Origin of the sequence: Candidatus Magnetominusculus xianensis (assembly GCA_001541255.1) — a bacterium.
Classification (GTDB): Bacteria; Nitrospirota; Thermodesulfovibrionia; order Thermodesulfovibrionales; family Magnetobacteriaceae; genus Magnetominusculus; species Magnetominusculus xianensis.
Map to the genome: position 1 here is coordinate 1 of LNQR01000008.1, position 18,572 is coordinate 18,572.

The following is an 18,572-nucleotide window of genomic DNA, read 5'->3' on the forward strand; positions in this document are numbered from 1 at the left end:
ATTAACCTTTCAGGTGATACTTATATCATCTGCTACCCTTTAAGCACGGGGACTTTTAACTTTTTTCGCTTCTCTATATCGGGTTTTGGGGTAAGGTCACAGACACTTACTTCTATGTTACTATCAGCCTTGAGCTATTCTTCGATTATCTGCCCCTTCAGTCCGTCCGGCGCGTATACGCATATGGCATCCATGTTGCCCGTGTCCGGGTAGTACATGCACCTGTATGAGGCAACTTTCCCGTAGTTGACCATTATTTGCTCCCAACCCTTTACGTAAAAGCTGCAATCGTCGTTAAAACATATATATAGATATGGCGTACACCAGCCAAGTCCATCGCTGAGATTAAAAGTCGGAGGTTCAACCTTACTCATCTTCTGTCCGCAGTACGGGCAGTTTGGGGCTTCTGTCAGCTTCATATATCGTTCTCCTTATAATGTAAATTATTCTAAAGTGACATCCTGTAACCTGTGCCGCATGGCCTCGTCAACTTCCCTGTGGTAGTCCTGAATCGATTTGATGCCAGGCCTTCCGGCCTGTAACATCTCTATGGCCCTGATAACTGCCCTCGCGCCTGCTATTGTTGTTGAGTATGGGATTTTATAGAGCAGCGCATTTGTGCGAATCGACTGTGAATCCTTTTTTGCCTCCCCATCTGAGACAGTGTTTATTATAAAACTTATCTCCTTGTTCTTTATCAAATCAAGCACATTGGGGCGGCCTTCGCTTACCTTTAGGACTACCTCAGCATCGAGACCATAGGTGCTGAGAAACCGCGCCGTGCCTCTTGTGGCCGCAAGCGTAAAATCCTTATTAATGAGCTGCCTGGCTATCTCTGCAATAGCAGATTTATCCTCATCCCTGACACTGATAAATATCTTGCCGCTTTGTGGCAGTTTATTAAAGCTCGATGTCTGAGCCTTCGCATACGCAGTACCGAAGTCTCCGTCTATGCCCATAACCTCGCCAGTGGATTTCATCTCCGGGCCAAGTATGGTATCCACGCCGGGAAACCTCTCAAAGGGCAGCACAGATTCCTTTACTGAGATATGCGCATGCCTTATCTCCTGTGTTATGCCAAGTGCTTTCAGCGTCTTACCGGTCATCACCTTGGCAGCTACCTTGGCAAGCGGCACTCCAGTAGTTTTACTGACATAGGGAATAGTCCTCGATGCCCGCGGGTTTACCTCAAGTATATATACCTCGTCATCTTTTACCGCGAACTGGACATTCATCAGCCCTATGACATTGAGTTCAAGGGCAAGTGATTTAGTCTGTTTTTTAATTTCATCTATCAATGACTCGCTCAGGGTATACGGCGGCAGCGAACACGCCGAATCGCCCGAATGAATGCCCGCCTCCTCAATATGTTCCATCACACCGCCAATTATTACATCCTTGCCGTCACTGACCGCGTCAACATCTACTTCGATGGCATCCTGAAGGTATTTATCTACCAGCACAGGGTGTTCCGGTGAGGCCTTTACCGCCCTCACCATATAATCAGCAAGTGACTCGTCATCATAGACTATCTCCATCGCCCTGCCACCTAGTACATATGACGGCCTTACCATGACTGGATAGCCGATGCGCTCAGCGCTCTGAATGGCCTCAACAGCAGATGTGGCGGTCTCATTTTCAGGCTGCTTCAGTTTGAGCTTATGGATAAGTTCCTTAAATCTCTTCCTGTCCTCTGCCCGGTCTATGGCGTCTGCCGATGTGCCCAGCACACGAACGCCCTCTCGCTCCAGCGGTACGGCAAGTTTTAACGGCGTCTGCCCGCCAAACTGGACAATAACACCCTCAGGGCGTTCAACCTCGATTATCGAAAGGACATCCTCTATGGTAAGAGGCTCGAAATAGAGACGGTCTGAGGTATCATAGTCTGTGCTTACGGTCTCCGGGTTGCAGTTTATCATGATGGTCTCAAATTCCAGTTCCTTCAGGGCATAGACGGCCTGCACGCAACAGTAGTCAAATTCAATCCCCTGCCCTATCCTGTTTGGCCCGGAGCCAAGGATGATTATCTTTTTTCTTTTTGTGGGGTTTGCCTCACACGCAGAGACGCCCTCCAGCTTGCCGTCAGTTATTTTAAAAAACGGCCTCTCGTATGTGGAATAAAGATACGGGGTGCGCGCCTTAAACTCTGCCGCACAGGTATCGACTATCTTATAGACCGGCTTAATTCCATACCCCTGCCTGAGTTTCCTTACTGCCTTTTCATCTTTACCCATCAGGGAGGCCAGCATCTTGTCTGAATAGCCGTACTCCTTTGCCTTTCTTAAAACATTGGGGTCGCCTCCCCTGTCTTTAATTACTGACTCCATGTCGATTATTTCTTTGATGTTATTCAAAAACCATGGATCAATTTTTGTCAGGTCATATATCCACTGCACGTCATATCCATTGCGAAACGCCTGTGCCACATACCATATCCTTTCAGCATTCGGGGTCTGGAGTTTTCCCTTTAAAACTCCTCGCGTAAGGCCGTCGATTGTCTCAAAACCATAGGTATCAGCCTCAAGGCCGCGGATTGCCTTATGAAGGGATTCCTTAAATGTCCTGCCTATGGCCATTACCTCACCCACAGATTTCATCGATACCGTAAGGACTGGTTCGGCCTCGGGGAATTTCTCAAAGGCGAAGCGGGGGATTTTTGTAACCACATAGTCTATGGTCGGCTCAAATGACGCAGGGGTCTCTCCCGTTATATCATTTGTTATCTCATCAAGCCTCATGCCTATGGCCAGTTTAGCCGCAATTTTTGCTATAGGAAAGCCGGTTGCCTTGCTTGCCAGAGCGGAACTCCGTGACACACGCGGGTTCATCTCTATGACCATCATGCTGCCGTCTTCGGGGTTGACGGCGAACTGAATATTGCTTCCACCAGTGTCAACGCCTATTTCACGAATTATCTCTATTGAGGCATCCCTCATCTTCTGATACTCTTTATCTGTCAGGGTCTGTGCCGGGGCAACGGTAATCGAATCCCCCGTGTGAATACCCATCGGGTCGAGATTCTCTATTGAGCAGATGATTACAACATTGTCTGCTGAGTCTCTCATCACCTCAAGTTCGTACTCTTTCCAGCCGATGACGGACTCTTCAATGAGTACCTGCCTGGCAGGGCTTAAGTCGAGCGCCTTTTTGAGCAGCGGGCCAAACTCTTCGATATTATAGGCAACCCCTCCGCCCGTACCGCCAAGCGTGAAGGCAGGTCTCAGGATGACAGGAAGCCTGACGTACTCCAGCGATTTCATACCATCATCCATGCTTGATACGGCAACACCCCTCGGAACGCGAAGCCCTATGCGCTCCATCGAACGCTTGAACAACTCCCTGTTTTCCGCCTTATGAATGGCTTCGAGGTTTGCCCCTATGAGTTTCACCGCATATTTGTCTAATATATCCATTGCAGCGGCCTCAACGGTGAGATTCAGTGCGGTCTGCCCCCCCATTGTTGGAAGCAGGGCATCGGGTCGCTCCTTTTCTATTATCAGCTCAAGAAATTCAGTTGTCAGCGGCTCAATATACGTGACATCGGCAGTTTCGGGGTCGGTCATAATCGTGGCAGGGTTTGAGTTAATCAGTATCACCTCATATCCCTCTTCCCTTAAGGCTTTACAGGCTTGAGTGCCAGAGTAGTCGAACTCGCAGGCCTGCCCTATGACTATAGGCCCGGAGCCTATTATCAGTATCTTCTTTATATCCAATCTCTTCGGCATATCATCCTCTTACACAATAATCCTTAAAAACCCCGGCAAGACGCCAGCAAGGGGTTTAGGTCTTCACATCTGTTATTGTAACATGTTTTTACTGCTTTAGTGTTCTTAGAATTCTTTTTATCAGCAATTCTCGGTGAAGTAAAAATACAAGGATTATAGTGGACCCTCAAAACCTGTTACCTGAATGGCGTGAATGCTTTTGAATACCTCACGGAACTTCAGAGATACCATCGTCTCGTTAGATAAAAATAATTTTGCCGCCCCGCAAATATATTTTCAGTTAGTCATGCTCACCGGGAAGATACCTTTAATCACACCTTTATTTCTTCGAATATCATTATAATCTCTAAAACTTATATTTAAGGAAGTTTACTGCCCTGTCGAAATCCCTGAAGAGCCTTTCCCTGAGTTTGAAATCTCTGCCGTGAATGGAGCGCCTGCCGTTTATAAGCCGTATACCAAGTGCCGCATGAAGCATTTCATGGTAGACCACGTATTCGACAAAATATCGCGGTACGGCAGCCCTGTCAAGCGCGCGGTGTATTGTTATTATGTTGTCTGTGGTGTCGCAGCTTCCAAGTCGTCTTTTTCGATAAGCGGTTTTGGTCTGCCTCCTGCCCCATGTGATGTCAAAGGATAGACCTCTGTCGAAGTACTCTTCGTTCAGGGCGTCATAAATCAGTTTGAGATTGTGATATTTCCCTTCAGGGTCAATTACAGTACGCCTTTTGGAGCGTCTGTCAAGGCTGACAGAGTTATTCCTGATAAACTCCCGAATCAGCGGGGTCTTTCTCCTCCGGTTTTTAACAAACTCCACAATCTCTTCGATGACCTCAGCCCCTGCGTCCAAAAACATACGGTGAATGCGGACATATACATCCCCATTAGTAGAATGCCTGTGAGATAACATGCTTGTAGAGTTGTCTGTAATCGTAAGGTTAATATGTCTGCCTGCGGCCTTGCCGATTAATCTCTTTAGTGAATCTGCGTCCATTGCCTCATGGTATTTCATTTCTCAGGCGATGCCCGGCGCCTGCAGCTTGTCTTTCGAGGGCAAGCAGTTTCTTCTTGATACTAATGCCCCCTGTATAGCCGCCCAGTGAGCCGTCTGAGGCAATTACCCTATGGCAGGGCAGGATAATTGGTATGGGGTTGTGGCTCATAGCTTGCCCAACAGCCCTGGCTGCTGAGGGACTGCCCGCCATTGCTGCCAATTCCTTGTACGAACACACAGTGCCGTATGGGATTTCCCTCAGCGCCCTGTATACTGCCGTGTAAAATGTGGAAATCTTACCCAGATTTATTGCCGCATCAAAGACAAATCTCTCACCTTTAAAATACTCTTTCAGTTGTGTTATGGCGCAGCCTCCGGCGTCATGTACTTCCTGGTATGGTGGTCTCTCAAAGGCGGTTTCTACCACAGACGCCCCGTCTGAAACGACATAAACCAGGCCAATCGGGGTCTCTAACGACGAGAATCTTAATGCGTGCATTGTCTAGTATATCACACGAATGCCCGCATAGTAGCAGCAACACTGATTATCGAGGTCATTAATAAACGACCTGTCCTGCCCGTCTTCAAAACTTATCCTGACAAAACAAAACCCACCGGCAAGGACAGAGTGTCTCTCTTCGACAACCTCGCCCATTCCCCATGTCGCAGAGTTAATATGTATTACCTTATCGCCGACCCTTAAATACAAACGCATAAACAGCCCTCATAGAACCAACTTGAAGAATGAGGGCTCTGCCCTCAAACTCCCGGCAGGGAACTTGTCCCCTGCACCCCATCTACGGGGCTTCGCCCCTTTAAATCTTATTATTTATGAGACCTATATTATTTATGAGACTGTTAATATATGTCAATAAAAAACAATCGCAGAGGCAATTCGAGGCGTTGACATAGGTGCGGCAGACGCGTACAATAACGTCAGGGTTTTATCCGCAGATATGCTGTTTAAACAGGAGAGGAAAAGGCAACAATGGCAAAAGAAAAGATATTGGTTACGGGTGGGGCAGGTTATCTTGGTTCTGTGCTTGTACCAGAACTGTTAAGGGCCGGGCATGATGTAACAGTGGTTGATTCGCTTATGTTCGGGCAGGTGAGTCTGCTTGATTGCTGTGCCCACAAGGGGTTTAATTTCATCAAGGGGGATATTTGCAACTCAGGCTTGATGTCTTCCCTTATTCCTGACTTTGACGTTATCATACCGTTAGCAGCCATCGTAGGGGCGCCCGCGTGTAAGATAAACCCGACATTGACAACCATAGTAAACCATGACGCGATGATGGATATGATAGACAGAATCTCTGCTTCGCAAAAGGTAATTTTTCCAACTACAAACAGCGGCTACGGCATAGGAGAAAAGGATAAGTTCTGCACAGAGGAATCCCCGCTTCGGCCAATCTCCGAATATGGCAAGGTCAAGGTCGTCCTTGAACAGGCACTGCTTGACAGGGGAAATGCTGTTACGCTGCGACTTGCTACAGTATTTGGCATGAGTCCAAGAATGAGAATGGACCTGCTCGTAAACGATTTCACCTACAGGGCATATAAAGACGGGTTTATTGTGCTGTTTGAGGAGCATTTTCGCAGAAACTATATACATGTCAGAGACGTTGCCCGCGCGTTTATGTTTGCAATGGAAAACTACGGCAAAATGGCCGGAGAACCTTTCAACGTCGGACTCAGCACCGCAAATATTACGAAGAGGCAGCTATGTGAAAAAATAAAGGAATATGTCCCCGGCCTCTATATCCACTCTGCCCCTGTTGGAGAAGACCCAGACAAACGAGACTATGTCGTCAGCAATGACAAGATTGAATCCATTGGCTTTAAACCAGCACACTCGCTTGATGACGGCATTGTGGAACTGCTAAAGGGATATAAGATATTAAAACCGAACCAATTTGCCAATGTATGAATGTATGACGACATGGTCAATGCACCTGTCGCCAAATAACCCGCAAATAACCCGCCTGATACAATTGATACTGTGTGGGGGGAGATTGGCAAGGTTCAGATGAAAAGGCACGGCGCATCCTTATCATCTAACCTAAATCATCTAATCTAAGCATATGTTAAAAGCACACATTGACCAGTATGTATTAAAGAGCAGGGCGAGGACTGTTCTGTTTTTTATTCTTGTTGCCGCTGTGTTTTTCATAGACAAGCTGACCTTGGGGCCTTTGGCGGCTGTACAGCTTCATGATATGCTTGAAACGGACTTTCCAAGATACAAGCCGATGGGGGAGCTGTTATTTAAGCATGGCCTGTATTTCTGGTACCCCAACTGGCCTGGCGGGGCACCGGCATTTGCGTGGCATCACAGCCCGTTTTACATACTCAATATAGCAGCGCAGCTCATGCCGCTGTGGGCAGTGTACGGCGCACTGGTTATACTGATGATGTCGGCAGCCGGGTACGGGATGTACAGATTTCTCAGTGGATACTTAAATGCTGATGAGTGGGTGTCTGTCACAGGCGGTGTGTGCTTTGCCTTAAACATGCAGTTGACAAGCCTGTTTGCCCTGTATACGTTTAGTTATGCCTTCCCACTGTATTTCGCCTGGAGCTTTGCGGGCAAGAGCGGCCAGAGGTTAAATAACAGGATAATAAATAACAGGATATTGAAGCTGCTTGGATTAAACCTGATTGTGGCGCTGTCGTACCCTGTGCTGACGCTGCCGTATTTTTTCTTCTTAGAAACACTGATAATTGTACTTCTGCCGCCCGAAGGACAAAATGCGAGGCTTCGGATGCTGATAAAGACCTTCCTTGTGTGGTTTGGATATATTCTGATATGCCTGCCCGTGCTTTATGGCCTGTATAAGTACATACCGTATTCGCACAGGACATATGTGTATGATGCGGCCTCGTTTACCTTATTTCTGAAAAATCTGCATAATGGGCTTATAGGGTCATCTCTAACTACGATGACACTGATACCGCTTGCCGGGGCTGTTGCAATAGTGGATAAATCTGCTCGTGTACGGCGCGTATTAATTGTGATTGCCGTAGTGGTATTTTTATCTGCCGTTTTCTCCCCTGCGATGAACGTTATATTCAAGGGGACGCTCCTTGAGAAAATGGACCTTGGGCATATAACCACAGTATTTCCCATTGTAATGACAATGGCGGCGTTTATGGCAATCGATGCTGTAATCAAAGACCGGCGGCTCGTGAGACGTTTTCTCACAGGGGCGGCTGTGGGGACGGCCTATGCAGTATTTACCGTATTTATCGCAAAGACACTCGAGACGCAGGGCACTCAGACACTTATCCTAAACATTGGAAGCGGGCTGTTCATATCGCTTATGATAGCTGAAAATAAGGGGGAAATGGCAGCCCTGAAAATACTAAATAATCCAGCGGCGGCCTTTATAATCAGTCTTACGGCAATTGCGGCGGTATTTTATTTCAGCCCTAAGACACTGACAACTGCTGATTTAATTTCCATAGCCCCTGTGCTGGTGGCTGCCGTGTTTGTCTTTTTTGGGCTGTCCAAGTCCAGTGTTTTAAGAGTCAACGCAATATTGATTCTGGCGGCTGCCATATTTTTTTCAGTCAGATTCACGAGGTTCTTCGGGGAGGAATCCGTGCCGTATATCAGCATTTTCCCTGATATTTCTGTCATTGAAAAACTCAGGGCAGATGATAATCACTCAGGGCCATTCAGAGTAGCATCGCTTGATTTTGTATACATCCCGATGGTTCAAAACAGGGGGTTTGAGACACCTGACGGCAGAGGCCCGCTTTTTAACAAATACTACAGGGAGTTTATTGCCATCCTCAGGGCACCGCAGCTTGATAATTTCATCGTAAGGCATAATTTCGACACAAACAGATATAACTTATTTATCTCTGACGGCTTTGCAGGTTTTTATCTCTATCCATACGCATTTTTAAACAACAGGTATTTCGTAATCACAACAGACAAATCAGGCTCAGGCCCTAATGACAACTTCAAGACAATTTACACGGGCACAACAACCGACGATTACACGGGTATATGGAAGAACATACTCAGTCTTTACGCAAGGCCAATCAGTGTAGTTAAGTGCAACGCCGCCTTTGACAGATGGTACCTGGTGAAAAAGACCTCTGTGCTGAAATCAGACGAAGACGTATACAGCGCAATTTTGAAATCTGAGGGTGAGGGCCTTCTTGACACGGCCTATTATTCAAATTCTTCAGGGGCAGACATGACAATAGGGCCAAAAGAGCCAATAGTGCCAAACGGTGTACTCTCAACAGGCGATAAAATCATCGCAAAGCACTACAGCCCAGACGAAATACGGCTTGACGCAGAGGTTAATTCACCGGCGGTATTAGTCGTCTCAAACAACTACGACCCCAACTGGAGGGCATACGTAGATGGTCAGACAACAACGGTACTAAGAACCAACCTTGCCTTTCAATCCATAGTAATCAAAAGCCCAGGCCACCACAGCGTTGTCTTTAAATACGAAGATACAGTTCAGAAGTACATGCTCTTGTTTATACCGCTTGGCATGTTGGCATTCAACTATTTTATAATTATTAGGCAAAGCCCCATAGATGGGGTGCAGGGGACAAGTTCCCTGCCGGGAGTTTGAGGGCAGAGCCCTCATTCTTCTCGTGCATGTGTGTTTTATATGTTCAAAAACACATTCAATTCCTCTATTGAGCCGACCTTCCATTGATTTTTCTCGACTTTATCGCTTGGAATGCACGGGGTGCGCGGCGAGGGTTGAAAACACTGGGGCAGGAGCGGATTCGCGAAATGTAGTGCCTCCACGCAAATAATGCATGACTATCTTGATTGCTAATCTTACACTACCAGCATGTTTATACGAACCAAGCTGAGAAAAAACGGCAAGACAGCTGTGCAGATTGTAGAGAACTACAGACGGGCTGATAGTATCACACAGGAAATTATAAGACACTTAGGGCAGGCAGCTATGATCTTGATGCGCTTAAAAGATTAGCCAATGTAGTTATGGAAGGACGGGATAGGAGATGTATTTGGAAAGCTCTATGATGATTTGGGTTTTATGAGGTTGATAAGGGGGACAAAGACAAATGCAGTGTAGGTTAATAAATCATCTGGCACACCTTAGTCCCATGAATCGTAATTATTCTTGATAGCCAGCCCCCCTCAAAAAAAAGGGGGGCTGGCTGGTTTTCTATTGTGACACAGTCTGTTCGCTGGAATGACAAAAAAAGAGCATGGAATGATATTGTTGGATGTTCATATGTTCAGTGTTGCCTGTCGTTCCTATGTTTTTTATCCTGTCATTCCAGCGAAAGCTGGAATCTATAGGACGAAATGGCTATCGAAATTTTCAAATGCGTTTGCCCTGGTCCATCTCGTGAGATTCGCGCATATTACGTGGTAATTGTTGTAAAATACGGTTATCAACTATGTTAGGAGGCAGATTTTATGTCAGTGAAAATTACGGCGCCGACACTAGTTCTGGTAATAGTTCTGGGGTTTGCAGCTGCGGCCCCGGCAGAGCCCTGGCGCGGCTGGAAGGGAAGCGGCGGCTGGGGAGTTGGCAGTCAATATCTGAAACTCTACGATGCAAAGACACTGGAGTCTGTTAACGGGACAGTTGACTCCATAGAGACCTTTTCTCCGATAAGGGGGATGTCGCTGGGTGTGCTGGTCAATCTGAAAACTGATGATGGCACAATCGCTGTACACCTTGGCCCTGTTTGGTATATCGAGAGGCAGGATGTAAAGTTCGACAAGGGCGATACCGTTGAACTCAAGGGCGCGAAGTTAACGTTCGACGGCAACTTAGTCATCATCGCATCAGAGATTAAAAAGGGTGATGACACGCTGAGACTCAGAGACGAAAGCGGCGCACCGCGCTGGGTGGGTTCGGACATTGTGGGGCAGACCCGTTGATGCAGTTGACACATATGCTGGTGCAGTAGAGTGAAACTCATGACACGCAGGAGATTTCTATTAAACGCAGTGTATGGTGCGGGGACATTGTCAGTTGCCAGGGGATATTTCAATTCAACGAGGTATGAGCTTCAGTTAACGAAGTACACGGTTGCCATTGCTGGGCTGCCCCCGCTGTTTCGTGGTTTAAAGATTGCCCTGTTGAGTGATTTACACGCATCGTTAATTACAAGCAAAAAACTTATTTCAGCAGCGGCAGTTGTGGCGATGCAGGAAAAACCCGACATCATAGCCCTTACAGGGGATTTCATCACGACTACGAATAAGGTTGATGGCCACCCTCAGGGAACTTTCACTCCAGATACGAAATACGTCACTGAGTGTGTCGATGCCTTGTCCGGTATCAGCGCCCCGATGGGGGTTTATGGGGTCTTGGGAAACCACGATTTTTGGAGCGGCACGCAACTGCTCAATTTCATGTGTACGTTATTCAAAGAGCGGTTAAACGTTGTATGGCTTCGCAATTCCCACGTAAAACTCGAAAGAGGCGGTGAACACATTTATATTCTTGGAGTTGATGACTACTGGGAGAAAACCTGTTCATTATATGACGCATATAAAGGAGTGCCTGATACGGCTGTAAAGATACTCCTAAGCCACAATCCAGATATTAATTATGAAATAAACATGTCGGGCAAAATAAATATTAACCTGATACTCTCAGGCCACACGCACGGCGGGCAGGTGGTCTTACCCATCGTAGGGGCGCCATTCATCCCATCCCCCTATGGGCAAAAGTACAGAACCGGCCTCGTTAACGATGGCAGTAGAATGACCTGCATTACAAACGGCGTGGGAATCAGTATACTCCCGCTGCGTTACAACTGTCCGCCGGAGGTTGTTATTATCAGCATTGTGTGAACCCCACAGTTTTTTATTGACATATTTGATAGACACGTGTATCATACTTACATAGCATAGATAGGCGGACGCTTTAATTTTAAATCTTAATGACGCGTGGATGAACGCGCACAGAATTAGTTAAAGGAGGAGCGATGTTACAAAACATGAAAACAGGTACAAGGTTAGGGCTGGCGTTTGGGATAATCATAGTTTTGCTGTTGGTGATAGCGGTTGTTGGTATAAACAGTCTTGGTAGTCTTAATCATGACATGGACGATATAGTAAAAGATAAGTATCCAAAGGTGGCGATTCTCAACGACATACAGGGGGAGATCAACCAGATAGCCCGTTCTATGCGTAATATGCTGATACTGGACAAGAAGGAACAGATACAGAAAGAGCTTGACAAGGTTCTTGAAGCCAGGAAGAAGATTGGCACCAATTTAGAAAAACTTACGCCGTTGGTTAAAAGCGATTCCGGCAGGGCATCATTAAAGGCGATAACCGATGCAAGAGCTGCATATGTTACCGGTCAGGAAGAGTTTCTAAAACTTGCAGCAGAAGGTAAACAGGCCGAGGCAAAGGAACTCCTTATAACTAAGGTAAGGGCAATGCAGCTTGGCTATTTCGAGTCTATTGATAAGATGATAAAACACCAGGAAGGATCTCTGGAGAAAACAGCTAAACGTGCCGCCGAGGACTATGCAAGCGCCCGTACACTAATTATATCTCTGTCAGTCATAGCTGTAGTTGCGGCGATAGTGATAGCCATGTGGATAACGATGAGTTTATTAAAACAGTTGGGCGGTGAGCCTCATTATATAGCAGGTATAGCGCAGAGCGTTGCTGATGGTGACCTGACAATGAGATTCGACAGCGGTAAGAAGTCCGAGACCGGAATACTGCTGGCAATGAGGACAATGGTCGAGAAGTTAAAAGAAATTGTAGCCAGCGTTCGTTCAGCCGCTGATAACGTAGCGTCAGGCAGCAGCGAGCTTTCATCAGGCGCACAGCAGCTCTCAGAAGGCGCAACAGAACAGGCGGCCTCCGTTGAGGAGACATCGTCTTCGATGGAGCAGATGACCTCGAACATCAGGCAGACCACAGACAACTCCAGACAAACTGAGGCAATTGCAACGACGGCGGCAAAGGACGCCCTCGATGGCGGCAAGGCCGTCACAGAGGCTGTCACTGCTATGAAGGAAATCGCCAGCAAGATTTCTATAATAGAGGAAATCGCAAGGCAGACGAATCTCTTAGCATTAAACGCGGCAATCGAGGCGGCCAGGGCCGGTGAGCACGGCAAGGGATTTGCAGTTGTGGCCTCAGAAGTCAGAAAACTTGCCGAGAGAAGCCAAAAAGCAGCGGGAGAGATAAGCGAACTCTCAGCCTCAAGCGTGAATATTGCAGAGCAGGCCGGCACAATGCTCAATAAATTAGTCCCAGACATCAGAAAGACAGCGGACTTAGTGCAGGAGATAACCGCAGCCAGCAACGAGCAAAACACCGGCGCTGAACAAATCAACAAGGCTATTCAGCAATTAGACCAGGTCATTCAGCAAAACGCCTCAGCCGCAGAGCAGATGGCATCAACATCTGAGGAGTTATCATCACAGTCCGAACAACTGCAAGGCACAATCGCATTCTTTAAGACCGGCGCCGATGGAGCCTTTGCGACAAAGCCAAAAAAGGCCCAGCGTAAACCAATGGCATTAGCGCACCAGGCTGCCCCTGCAAGAAAGGCACATTTTTCACCGGCACCGGCACCGGCCAGAGGCAAACTCATTGATTTAGATGACAGCAAAGACCATACCAGCGACAATGACTTTGAGAAGTATTAAGTTGTTTAAAAACTATACGGGAGGTGTGATATGGCAGTTGCCGGAATAACAGATACTACGCAGTACCTGACGTTTATCCTCAATGAGGAGACATTCGCCATAGACATATCGAAGGTCAGAGAGGTGCTTGAGTATTCAACGGTCACAAAGGTTCCTCAGATGCCGTCCTACATGGACGGGGTAATAAACATACGCGGCAGTGTTGTGCCGGTTGTAGATTTGAGCATGAAGTTTGGTATGCGAGAGTTTGAAAAGACAGTAAACACATGCGTCATAATCGTAGAGATTATGGTTGGTAAGTCACAGACAGTGCTTGGCGCTGTGGTGGACTCAGTCCAGGAGGTAATGGAGCTAGAGGCGGACAAGATAGAGCCCCCGCCAAGCATCGGCACATCGCTTGATACGAGCTTTATCAAGGGCATGGGCAAGCGCGACGAAAGGTTCATAATAATCCTCAACATAGACAATGTATTCTCATCACAGGACATGGCCTTTATGCGCGGCGGTGATATGTACGAAGAGGACGCGGTTGAACCGGAATTAGCCCGGAATTAACAATGACCAACTAGTTGAGACAAATGAGATGAGCGATAAGAACGTTATAGATGAGATTAAGTCTCAGATACTCCTTGACACAGGGACGAACGAGTTTGAGGTATTGGAGTTCTTCCTTGATGAACATGGTGACAGTGGTAAGGTGGAGCATCGCTATTTTGGGATGAATGTTGCCAAGGTCAAGGAGGTCATAGAGGCCCCGAAGATGACGCAGAAGTCACATTCGCAGGACCCGTGTTTTATGGGAACCATACCGCTGCGTAATCATATAGTGCCGATAATCGACCTGAGCGTTTGGTTGAAGGTAAACCGCCACAAGAGTGATTACGAAAATGTAATTATTACAGAGTTCAGCCGCTCTGTGCAGGGATTTATCGTATCGGGGGTTACAGAGATTCACCGGTTTATGTGGAAAGACGTAATACCTCCCAGTGATTTTATCAACAGCTTTGGTATGAATGTCGTCATTGGTACACTGATAAAGGATGACCACTTTATTCAGATGCTTGACCTTGAGCAAATCATAGCGGTACTCAATCCGGAAACTGCAAAGCAGAACTGGCTCACATCAGTTAAAGCGCAGAAAAATTATATGGCGCTAGTTGCTGAGGACTCATCAACTATTCGTATGATGCTGAAAAAGAGTCTGGAGCATTCTAACTTCAGAACGAACATACTTAACAACGGAGAGGACGCCTTTACCTGTCTGAAGGAAATGTCTGACCTTGCGCTGAAAGAGGGCAAAAGCATTAAGGATTTCATAGATATAGTGATAGCAGATATAGAGATGCCGAAACTTGACGGCTTTACGCTGACTAAAAGGATAAAAGAGGATAAGGAACTTAGTAAACTCCCCGTCATCCTGTACTCGTCAATAATAACAGATGAACTTATTCATAAGGGGAAATCAGTCGGGGCGGACAAACAGGTGTGTAAGCCGGATATGGACAAGATGGCAGGATATGCTATAGAGCTTATCGAAAAGCCGCAATGAACTTTCACGACGATGCCGATGTCTTAGCGGCTTACGTCGTGGAGACGTTAGAGCGGTTAAGCAACATTGAGGTAACCATATTACGCCTCAAGGAAAGGCCTGAGGCGTATGACGAGCAGATACGCGTCATATTCAGAGACGCGCATTCAGTTAAATCGGGCGCAAATCTCCTGAAACTAAAAAACATCGAAAAACTCGCGCACAATCTTGAAAATATCCTGCATATATTCCGCGAAAAGAGAATTATCCCCAATGACAACACAATAAGTACACTGCTTGAGGCGATAGATAAAATCAGAGAACTCACTGATAACATAAAAAGAAGCGAGCAGAAGAATATAACGCTGCTGATTTCGAAATTACAAGCCTTATGCCAATACCTCGATAAGTAAGATGCCTGGAACAAAGCTGGTTGAACGTGCAAATGAGATTGAATAATTAGTCAAGGAGCTTTCCCTTTTGTATCAGCCTCTTTCTGAGCATTTCAATCGATTCCCTCGGCTCGTCCTTACGCTCAGATGCTTTGAGGTTGTCGTAGAAATCCTCCCACACGCTGCCATATTTCCTGAGATCGATGACAACGGCTGTTTTGTTGCCATTGTCATCTGTCATGTACTGTATTCCTTTCATATCTGCCGCCTCCTTTGCCTTAAAGTGGTCATTGTAATAGTTCCTGGATTTCTTTCTGAGCGCTATCGTCAAACCAATCCACGCTGCCAAGGTATTTTTTTACAATCTTCCCTTCGATGTTTATTAGGTATGATGTTGGCTGCGCTGTGACTTTATATAGTTTTTTCGCGACATGTTTGTCCGGGTCTAGTGCGACAACAAAATTTAGTGGATTTTTTGCGACAAATTGTTTCACCTTTGCGAGTGAACTGTCAAGGTCTACTGCTACGACCTCAAACCCGTTTTGTTTATATTTCAGATATAACTTATTCATCGAAGGCAGTTCCTCAACACAGGGCGGACACCATGTTGCCCAGAAGTTAATTAAGATAGCCTTTCCCTTGAGCGATGACAGGGAAAAGGTTTTGCCATCCAGCGTCTTTAATGTAAAATCAGGGGCGGTTTTGCCTATGATTTCGTCGGCCTCCCAGGGCGCTGGTGGCACAGCGCCAGCGTTTGTGGCAAGTAATAAACAAAGCATGAGCGTACAACAGTATTTAATCATTGATTTGTCCTCCTTGTAAAATATCGTTCTCCTTTAATTATTGTTTCCTTTTTTATCACTAAGGTATCCTTTGTGATTTCACTGTCTATATCGATGGGAATACAGGTGTCCTGATTTGACCATTTCTCATCCTTAAGCATGAACTTTCGCTTGCATTCACGGCAGACTATCTCAACCCCTTCAACCACATAACCCTTTCTGAACCTGAAACACGTAAGACAGGCGTCAAAATGTGTGTGCAGGCTGCCCTTGCCGTCCATTCTCACGAAAAAGTTAATGTTTGTGCCACTATATTTATAGGTGAAGAAATGCACATCGCCGTTATTAACCGCTTTAAGCGGGATAGCTATGGCGCCGTCGTGGTCTTCCACGCGTGTGTATTCTAATTGGCCGGAGCTGCACGCACATACGGCGATTGAAAAGAGCAGGGCGGGGAAAATGTTACGAGAGAGTGCCAGCATTATTAACTCATATCTTTAGGGGTTAAAATGCCACGGTTCATGACAAAGTGTTTGTTGCACTGTTTAGCAATATCGGTATTGTGTGTGACGATTAGAAATGTGATGCCTTGCTCAAGGTTCATTTGTTTACAGAGTGCAAGCATCTCGGCCTCGGTTTCCTCGTCAAGGTCACCTGTGGGCTCATCGGCAAGGATTATCTCCGGGTTATTGATAAACGCCCGTGCTATGGCTGCCCTGCGCTGCTGCCCGCCGCTTAACTGCGATGGATAGACATGTAGTTTGTCCTGAAGTCCTACCATTGACAGCAGGTCTTTGGCCTCAAACTTTTGACGTCTGTCTGCTGTCTTGTTAAATGCGGTTGGAAGGATGATATTTTCCAATATAGATAGTGTTGGAATAAGGCTTGAGAACTGAAAGATAAAGTTAATCCGCTTATTTCTGAACTCTGATAAATCATTGTCAGTGAGTGACCACAAGTCGGTATCTCCGTATTTCACGGTACCGGATTCAGGTTTTGTCAGGCCGCCAATAATGCTCAACATCGTAGTCTTGCCGCTTCCAGAGTGACCAAAGATCATAATAGAGTCGCCTTTTTCGACTTTAAAGGAGGCGTTGTCAACGGCCTTTATTATATCCTTTCCTATTTTATAGCTTTTTCTGATTCCTGTTATCTCTAACATATCATTCCCCGCCCCTGATTGCAGCATATGGCTCCATTTTCATCGACTTGACAGCCGGATAAAGGGCGGCAAGCGTACCGGTAAGAAATGACAAACACAGGCATATCAGCACTAATAATACCAGATTAATGGGCTGCGGCCACATGTAAGGGACATTGAGGGCGGCCTTAATCGGCGCTCTGAATATGTAAAGGAAGAGCCCCCCTATGCCTATGCCGATTATCCCTCCGGAGATAGACAGCACTGCTGCCTCAGATATAATCAACTTAAAAATATCTATTCTCTTTGCACCCAGGGCGCGCAAAAGTCCCAGCTCACGCTGCCTCTCGTTTACTATCATAGAGAAGACCACACTGATAAGCAGTATGGACATTATCCATAGTATTACGCTGATAGATAGGATGCTTCTTAAGAGCATAAAAAGCTGCTTTCTGACTGTGGCCACCACATCCTCGGACACGATTGCCTTTACGCCGTCTATCTTGCTCTCTATGAAGATGGCTACCCTGCGCGGCGCATATTCTGGGTCTGCCTGTACCAGTATCGTTGATATTTCATTGTTTATCTGGTCAAATATGTTTACAGAGCCATTGTCGGTAGTCTCAATCATTCCCTTAAATGAATCGATGGGCAAATATAGTGCATTATCAATAAACGGCATTCCAGTAGCCTCAAGCGCACCGACTACTGTAATCAATTGACCGTATATCTGAAAGCTCGACCCGGGTATGTATGCCGTTATAGCGCGTCCCATTATTCCCTCCCTCGGCACGAGGGGTTTTTTCAGGCTTTCAGAAAGCCATGGCGTTATCGTAAAATCGTGTTCCGGTTCAAAACCAACTATGAACATATCGCCGGTGTCACAGCACTTGTAAGAGGAGGTTTTGAGAAACAACTGACCGGCTACTTTTTTAACGCCTTCGATTTTTCTGATTTTCTCCTCAATTCCTCTGTCCATATAGTAAGTTGATGGTTCACCTGCAAGGAGTGACGCCATTGCCTTTGCCTCTGAATTTTTTGGAACGACCATCACATCTGCCCCAAGACGCCTTGTGCCGCGCTTCAGGCTTGTCTCAACTGAATCCATCACAGTAGTCACTGAAAACAGTGTAGCGGCTACAACCATCACGGCTGCAACAATTGCCATGCTGCGAAAGAACTTTCTGCGTATGTTTTTATATGCTAACGTTGATAAACTAAATGACATCGTAGTTAGTAATATAACATTTTATGGCGGTTTAATGATAGTGTCATATCAGGGCAAACGCATTTGAAAAATTAAGCTGAGATTGCCTATACTTTTAGCTCTGATCGATGGTTTCCTGGATTCCCGCTTTCGCGGG

General features: G+C 46.4%; 19 protein-coding genes. 9 read left to right on the forward strand and 10 right to left on the reverse strand.

Features of this window, described 5'->3' with window-relative positions; all coding sequences use genetic code 11:
* Positions 1-134 precede the first annotated feature (134 nt).
* From ASN18_RS01375 to ASN18_RS01395, 5 genes are all read right to left on the reverse strand, one after another.
* On the reverse strand, positions 135-419 hold the full coding sequence (locus tag ASN18_RS01375) for a hypothetical protein (RefSeq protein ID WP_085050813.1): 285 nt from the start codon (positions 417-419) through the stop codon (positions 135-137).
* Between the two features lie 24 nt (positions 420-443).
* Positions 444-3,725, reverse strand: coding sequence for a carbamoyl-phosphate synthase large subunit (gene carB, locus ASN18_RS01380; protein ID WP_085050814.1), 3,282 nt, complete (start codon positions 3,723-3,725; stop codon positions 444-446).
* A 346-nt stretch (positions 3,726-4,071) separates the two neighbouring features.
* Positions 4,072-4,719 (reverse strand): SprT-like domain-containing protein, encoded by a 648-nt coding sequence (locus ASN18_RS01385; RefSeq protein ID WP_236861420.1) that lies wholly within the window; start codon positions 4,717-4,719, stop codon positions 4,072-4,074.
* Positions 4,720-4,723: 4 nt separating this feature from the next.
* Positions 4,724-5,218 carry a methylated-DNA--[protein]-cysteine S-methyltransferase gene (locus ASN18_RS01390; RefSeq protein WP_085050816.1) on the reverse strand — a complete coding sequence of 165 codons (495 nt, stop codon included), beginning with the start codon at positions 5,216-5,218 and terminating at the stop codon, positions 4,724-4,726.
* Positions 5,219-5,221: 3 nt separating this feature from the next.
* Positions 5,222-5,434 (reverse strand): hypothetical protein, encoded by a 213-nt coding sequence (locus ASN18_RS01395; protein WP_085050817.1) that lies wholly within the window; start codon positions 5,432-5,434, stop codon positions 5,222-5,224.
* A gap of 273 nt (positions 5,435-5,707) precedes the next feature.
* Between ASN18_RS01395 and ASN18_RS01400 the strand changes: the two genes are divergently transcribed.
* From ASN18_RS01400 to ASN18_RS01435, 9 genes are all read left to right on the forward strand, one after another.
* Complete coding sequence (locus tag ASN18_RS01400; RefSeq protein ID WP_085050818.1) at positions 5,708-6,649, forward strand: NAD-dependent epimerase/dehydratase family protein; 942 nt, start codon at positions 5,708-5,710, stop codon at positions 6,647-6,649.
* A gap of 154 nt (positions 6,650-6,803) precedes the next feature.
* Positions 6,804-9,323: a hypothetical protein gene (locus tag ASN18_RS01405; protein WP_085050819.1), complete on the forward strand. Its 2,520-nt coding sequence runs from the start codon at positions 6,804-6,806 to the stop codon at positions 9,321-9,323.
* A gap of 228 nt (positions 9,324-9,551) precedes the next feature.
* On the forward strand, positions 9,552-9,695 hold the full coding sequence (locus ASN18_RS18120) for an IS1634 family transposase N-terminal domain-related protein (protein WP_492207998.1): 144 nt from the start codon (positions 9,552-9,554) through the stop codon (positions 9,693-9,695).
* A gap of 455 nt (positions 9,696-10,150) precedes the next feature.
* A complete protein-coding gene (locus ASN18_RS01410) occupies positions 10,151-10,621 on the forward strand; it encodes a MamS/MamX family magnetosome protein (RefSeq protein WP_085050820.1) in 471 nt (156 codons plus the stop codon).
* A gap of 39 nt (positions 10,622-10,660) precedes the next feature.
* Positions 10,661-11,542, forward strand: coding sequence for a metallophosphoesterase (locus ASN18_RS01415; protein WP_085050821.1), 882 nt, complete (start codon positions 10,661-10,663; stop codon positions 11,540-11,542).
* A 134-nt stretch (positions 11,543-11,676) separates the two neighbouring features.
* Positions 11,677-13,365: a methyl-accepting chemotaxis protein gene (locus tag ASN18_RS01420; RefSeq protein ID WP_085050822.1), complete on the forward strand. Its 1,689-nt coding sequence runs from the start codon at positions 11,677-11,679 to the stop codon at positions 13,363-13,365.
* A gap of 30 nt (positions 13,366-13,395) precedes the next feature.
* Complete coding sequence (locus ASN18_RS01425) at positions 13,396-13,920, forward strand: chemotaxis protein CheW (RefSeq protein ID WP_085050823.1); 525 nt, start codon at positions 13,396-13,398, stop codon at positions 13,918-13,920.
* A 28-nt stretch (positions 13,921-13,948) separates the two neighbouring features.
* Positions 13,949-14,914, forward strand: a complete 966-nt coding sequence (locus ASN18_RS01430; RefSeq protein WP_085050824.1) for a chemotaxis protein — start codon at positions 13,949-13,951, stop codon at positions 14,912-14,914.
* Positions 14,911-15,306, forward strand: coding sequence for an Hpt domain-containing protein (locus ASN18_RS01435; RefSeq protein ID WP_085050825.1), 396 nt, complete (start codon positions 14,911-14,913; stop codon positions 15,304-15,306). Before ASN18_RS01430 ends, ASN18_RS01435 begins: the two co-directional genes overlap by 4 nt.
* A gap of 46 nt (positions 15,307-15,352) precedes the next feature.
* On the opposite strand, the gene ASN18_RS01440 is transcribed toward ASN18_RS01435, so the two are convergent.
* The 5 genes from ASN18_RS01440 to ASN18_RS01460 are packed head-to-tail and all read right to left on the reverse strand — an operon-like array spanning position 15,353 to position 18,376.
* Positions 15,353-15,544: a hypothetical protein gene (locus ASN18_RS01440; RefSeq protein ID WP_085050826.1), complete on the reverse strand. Its 192-nt coding sequence runs from the start codon at positions 15,542-15,544 to the stop codon at positions 15,353-15,355.
* Between the two features lie 28 nt (positions 15,545-15,572).
* Positions 15,573-16,088: a peroxiredoxin family protein gene (locus ASN18_RS01445; RefSeq protein WP_085050827.1), complete on the reverse strand. Its 516-nt coding sequence runs from the start codon at positions 16,086-16,088 to the stop codon at positions 15,573-15,575.
* On the reverse strand, positions 16,085-16,549 hold the full coding sequence (locus tag ASN18_RS01450; protein WP_085050828.1) for a Fe-S-containing protein: 465 nt from the start codon (positions 16,547-16,549) through the stop codon (positions 16,085-16,087). Before ASN18_RS01450 ends, ASN18_RS01445 begins: the two co-directional genes overlap by 4 nt.
* 2 nt (positions 16,550-16,551) lie before the next feature.
* Positions 16,552-17,229 (reverse strand): ABC transporter ATP-binding protein, encoded by a 678-nt coding sequence (locus ASN18_RS01455; RefSeq protein WP_085050829.1) that lies wholly within the window; start codon positions 17,227-17,229, stop codon positions 16,552-16,554.
* Between the two features lies 1 nt (position 17,230).
* Complete coding sequence (locus tag ASN18_RS01460) at positions 17,231-18,376, reverse strand: ABC transporter permease (RefSeq protein ID WP_236861421.1); 1,146 nt, start codon at positions 18,374-18,376, stop codon at positions 17,231-17,233.
* Positions 18,377-18,572: the final 196 nt, after the last annotated feature.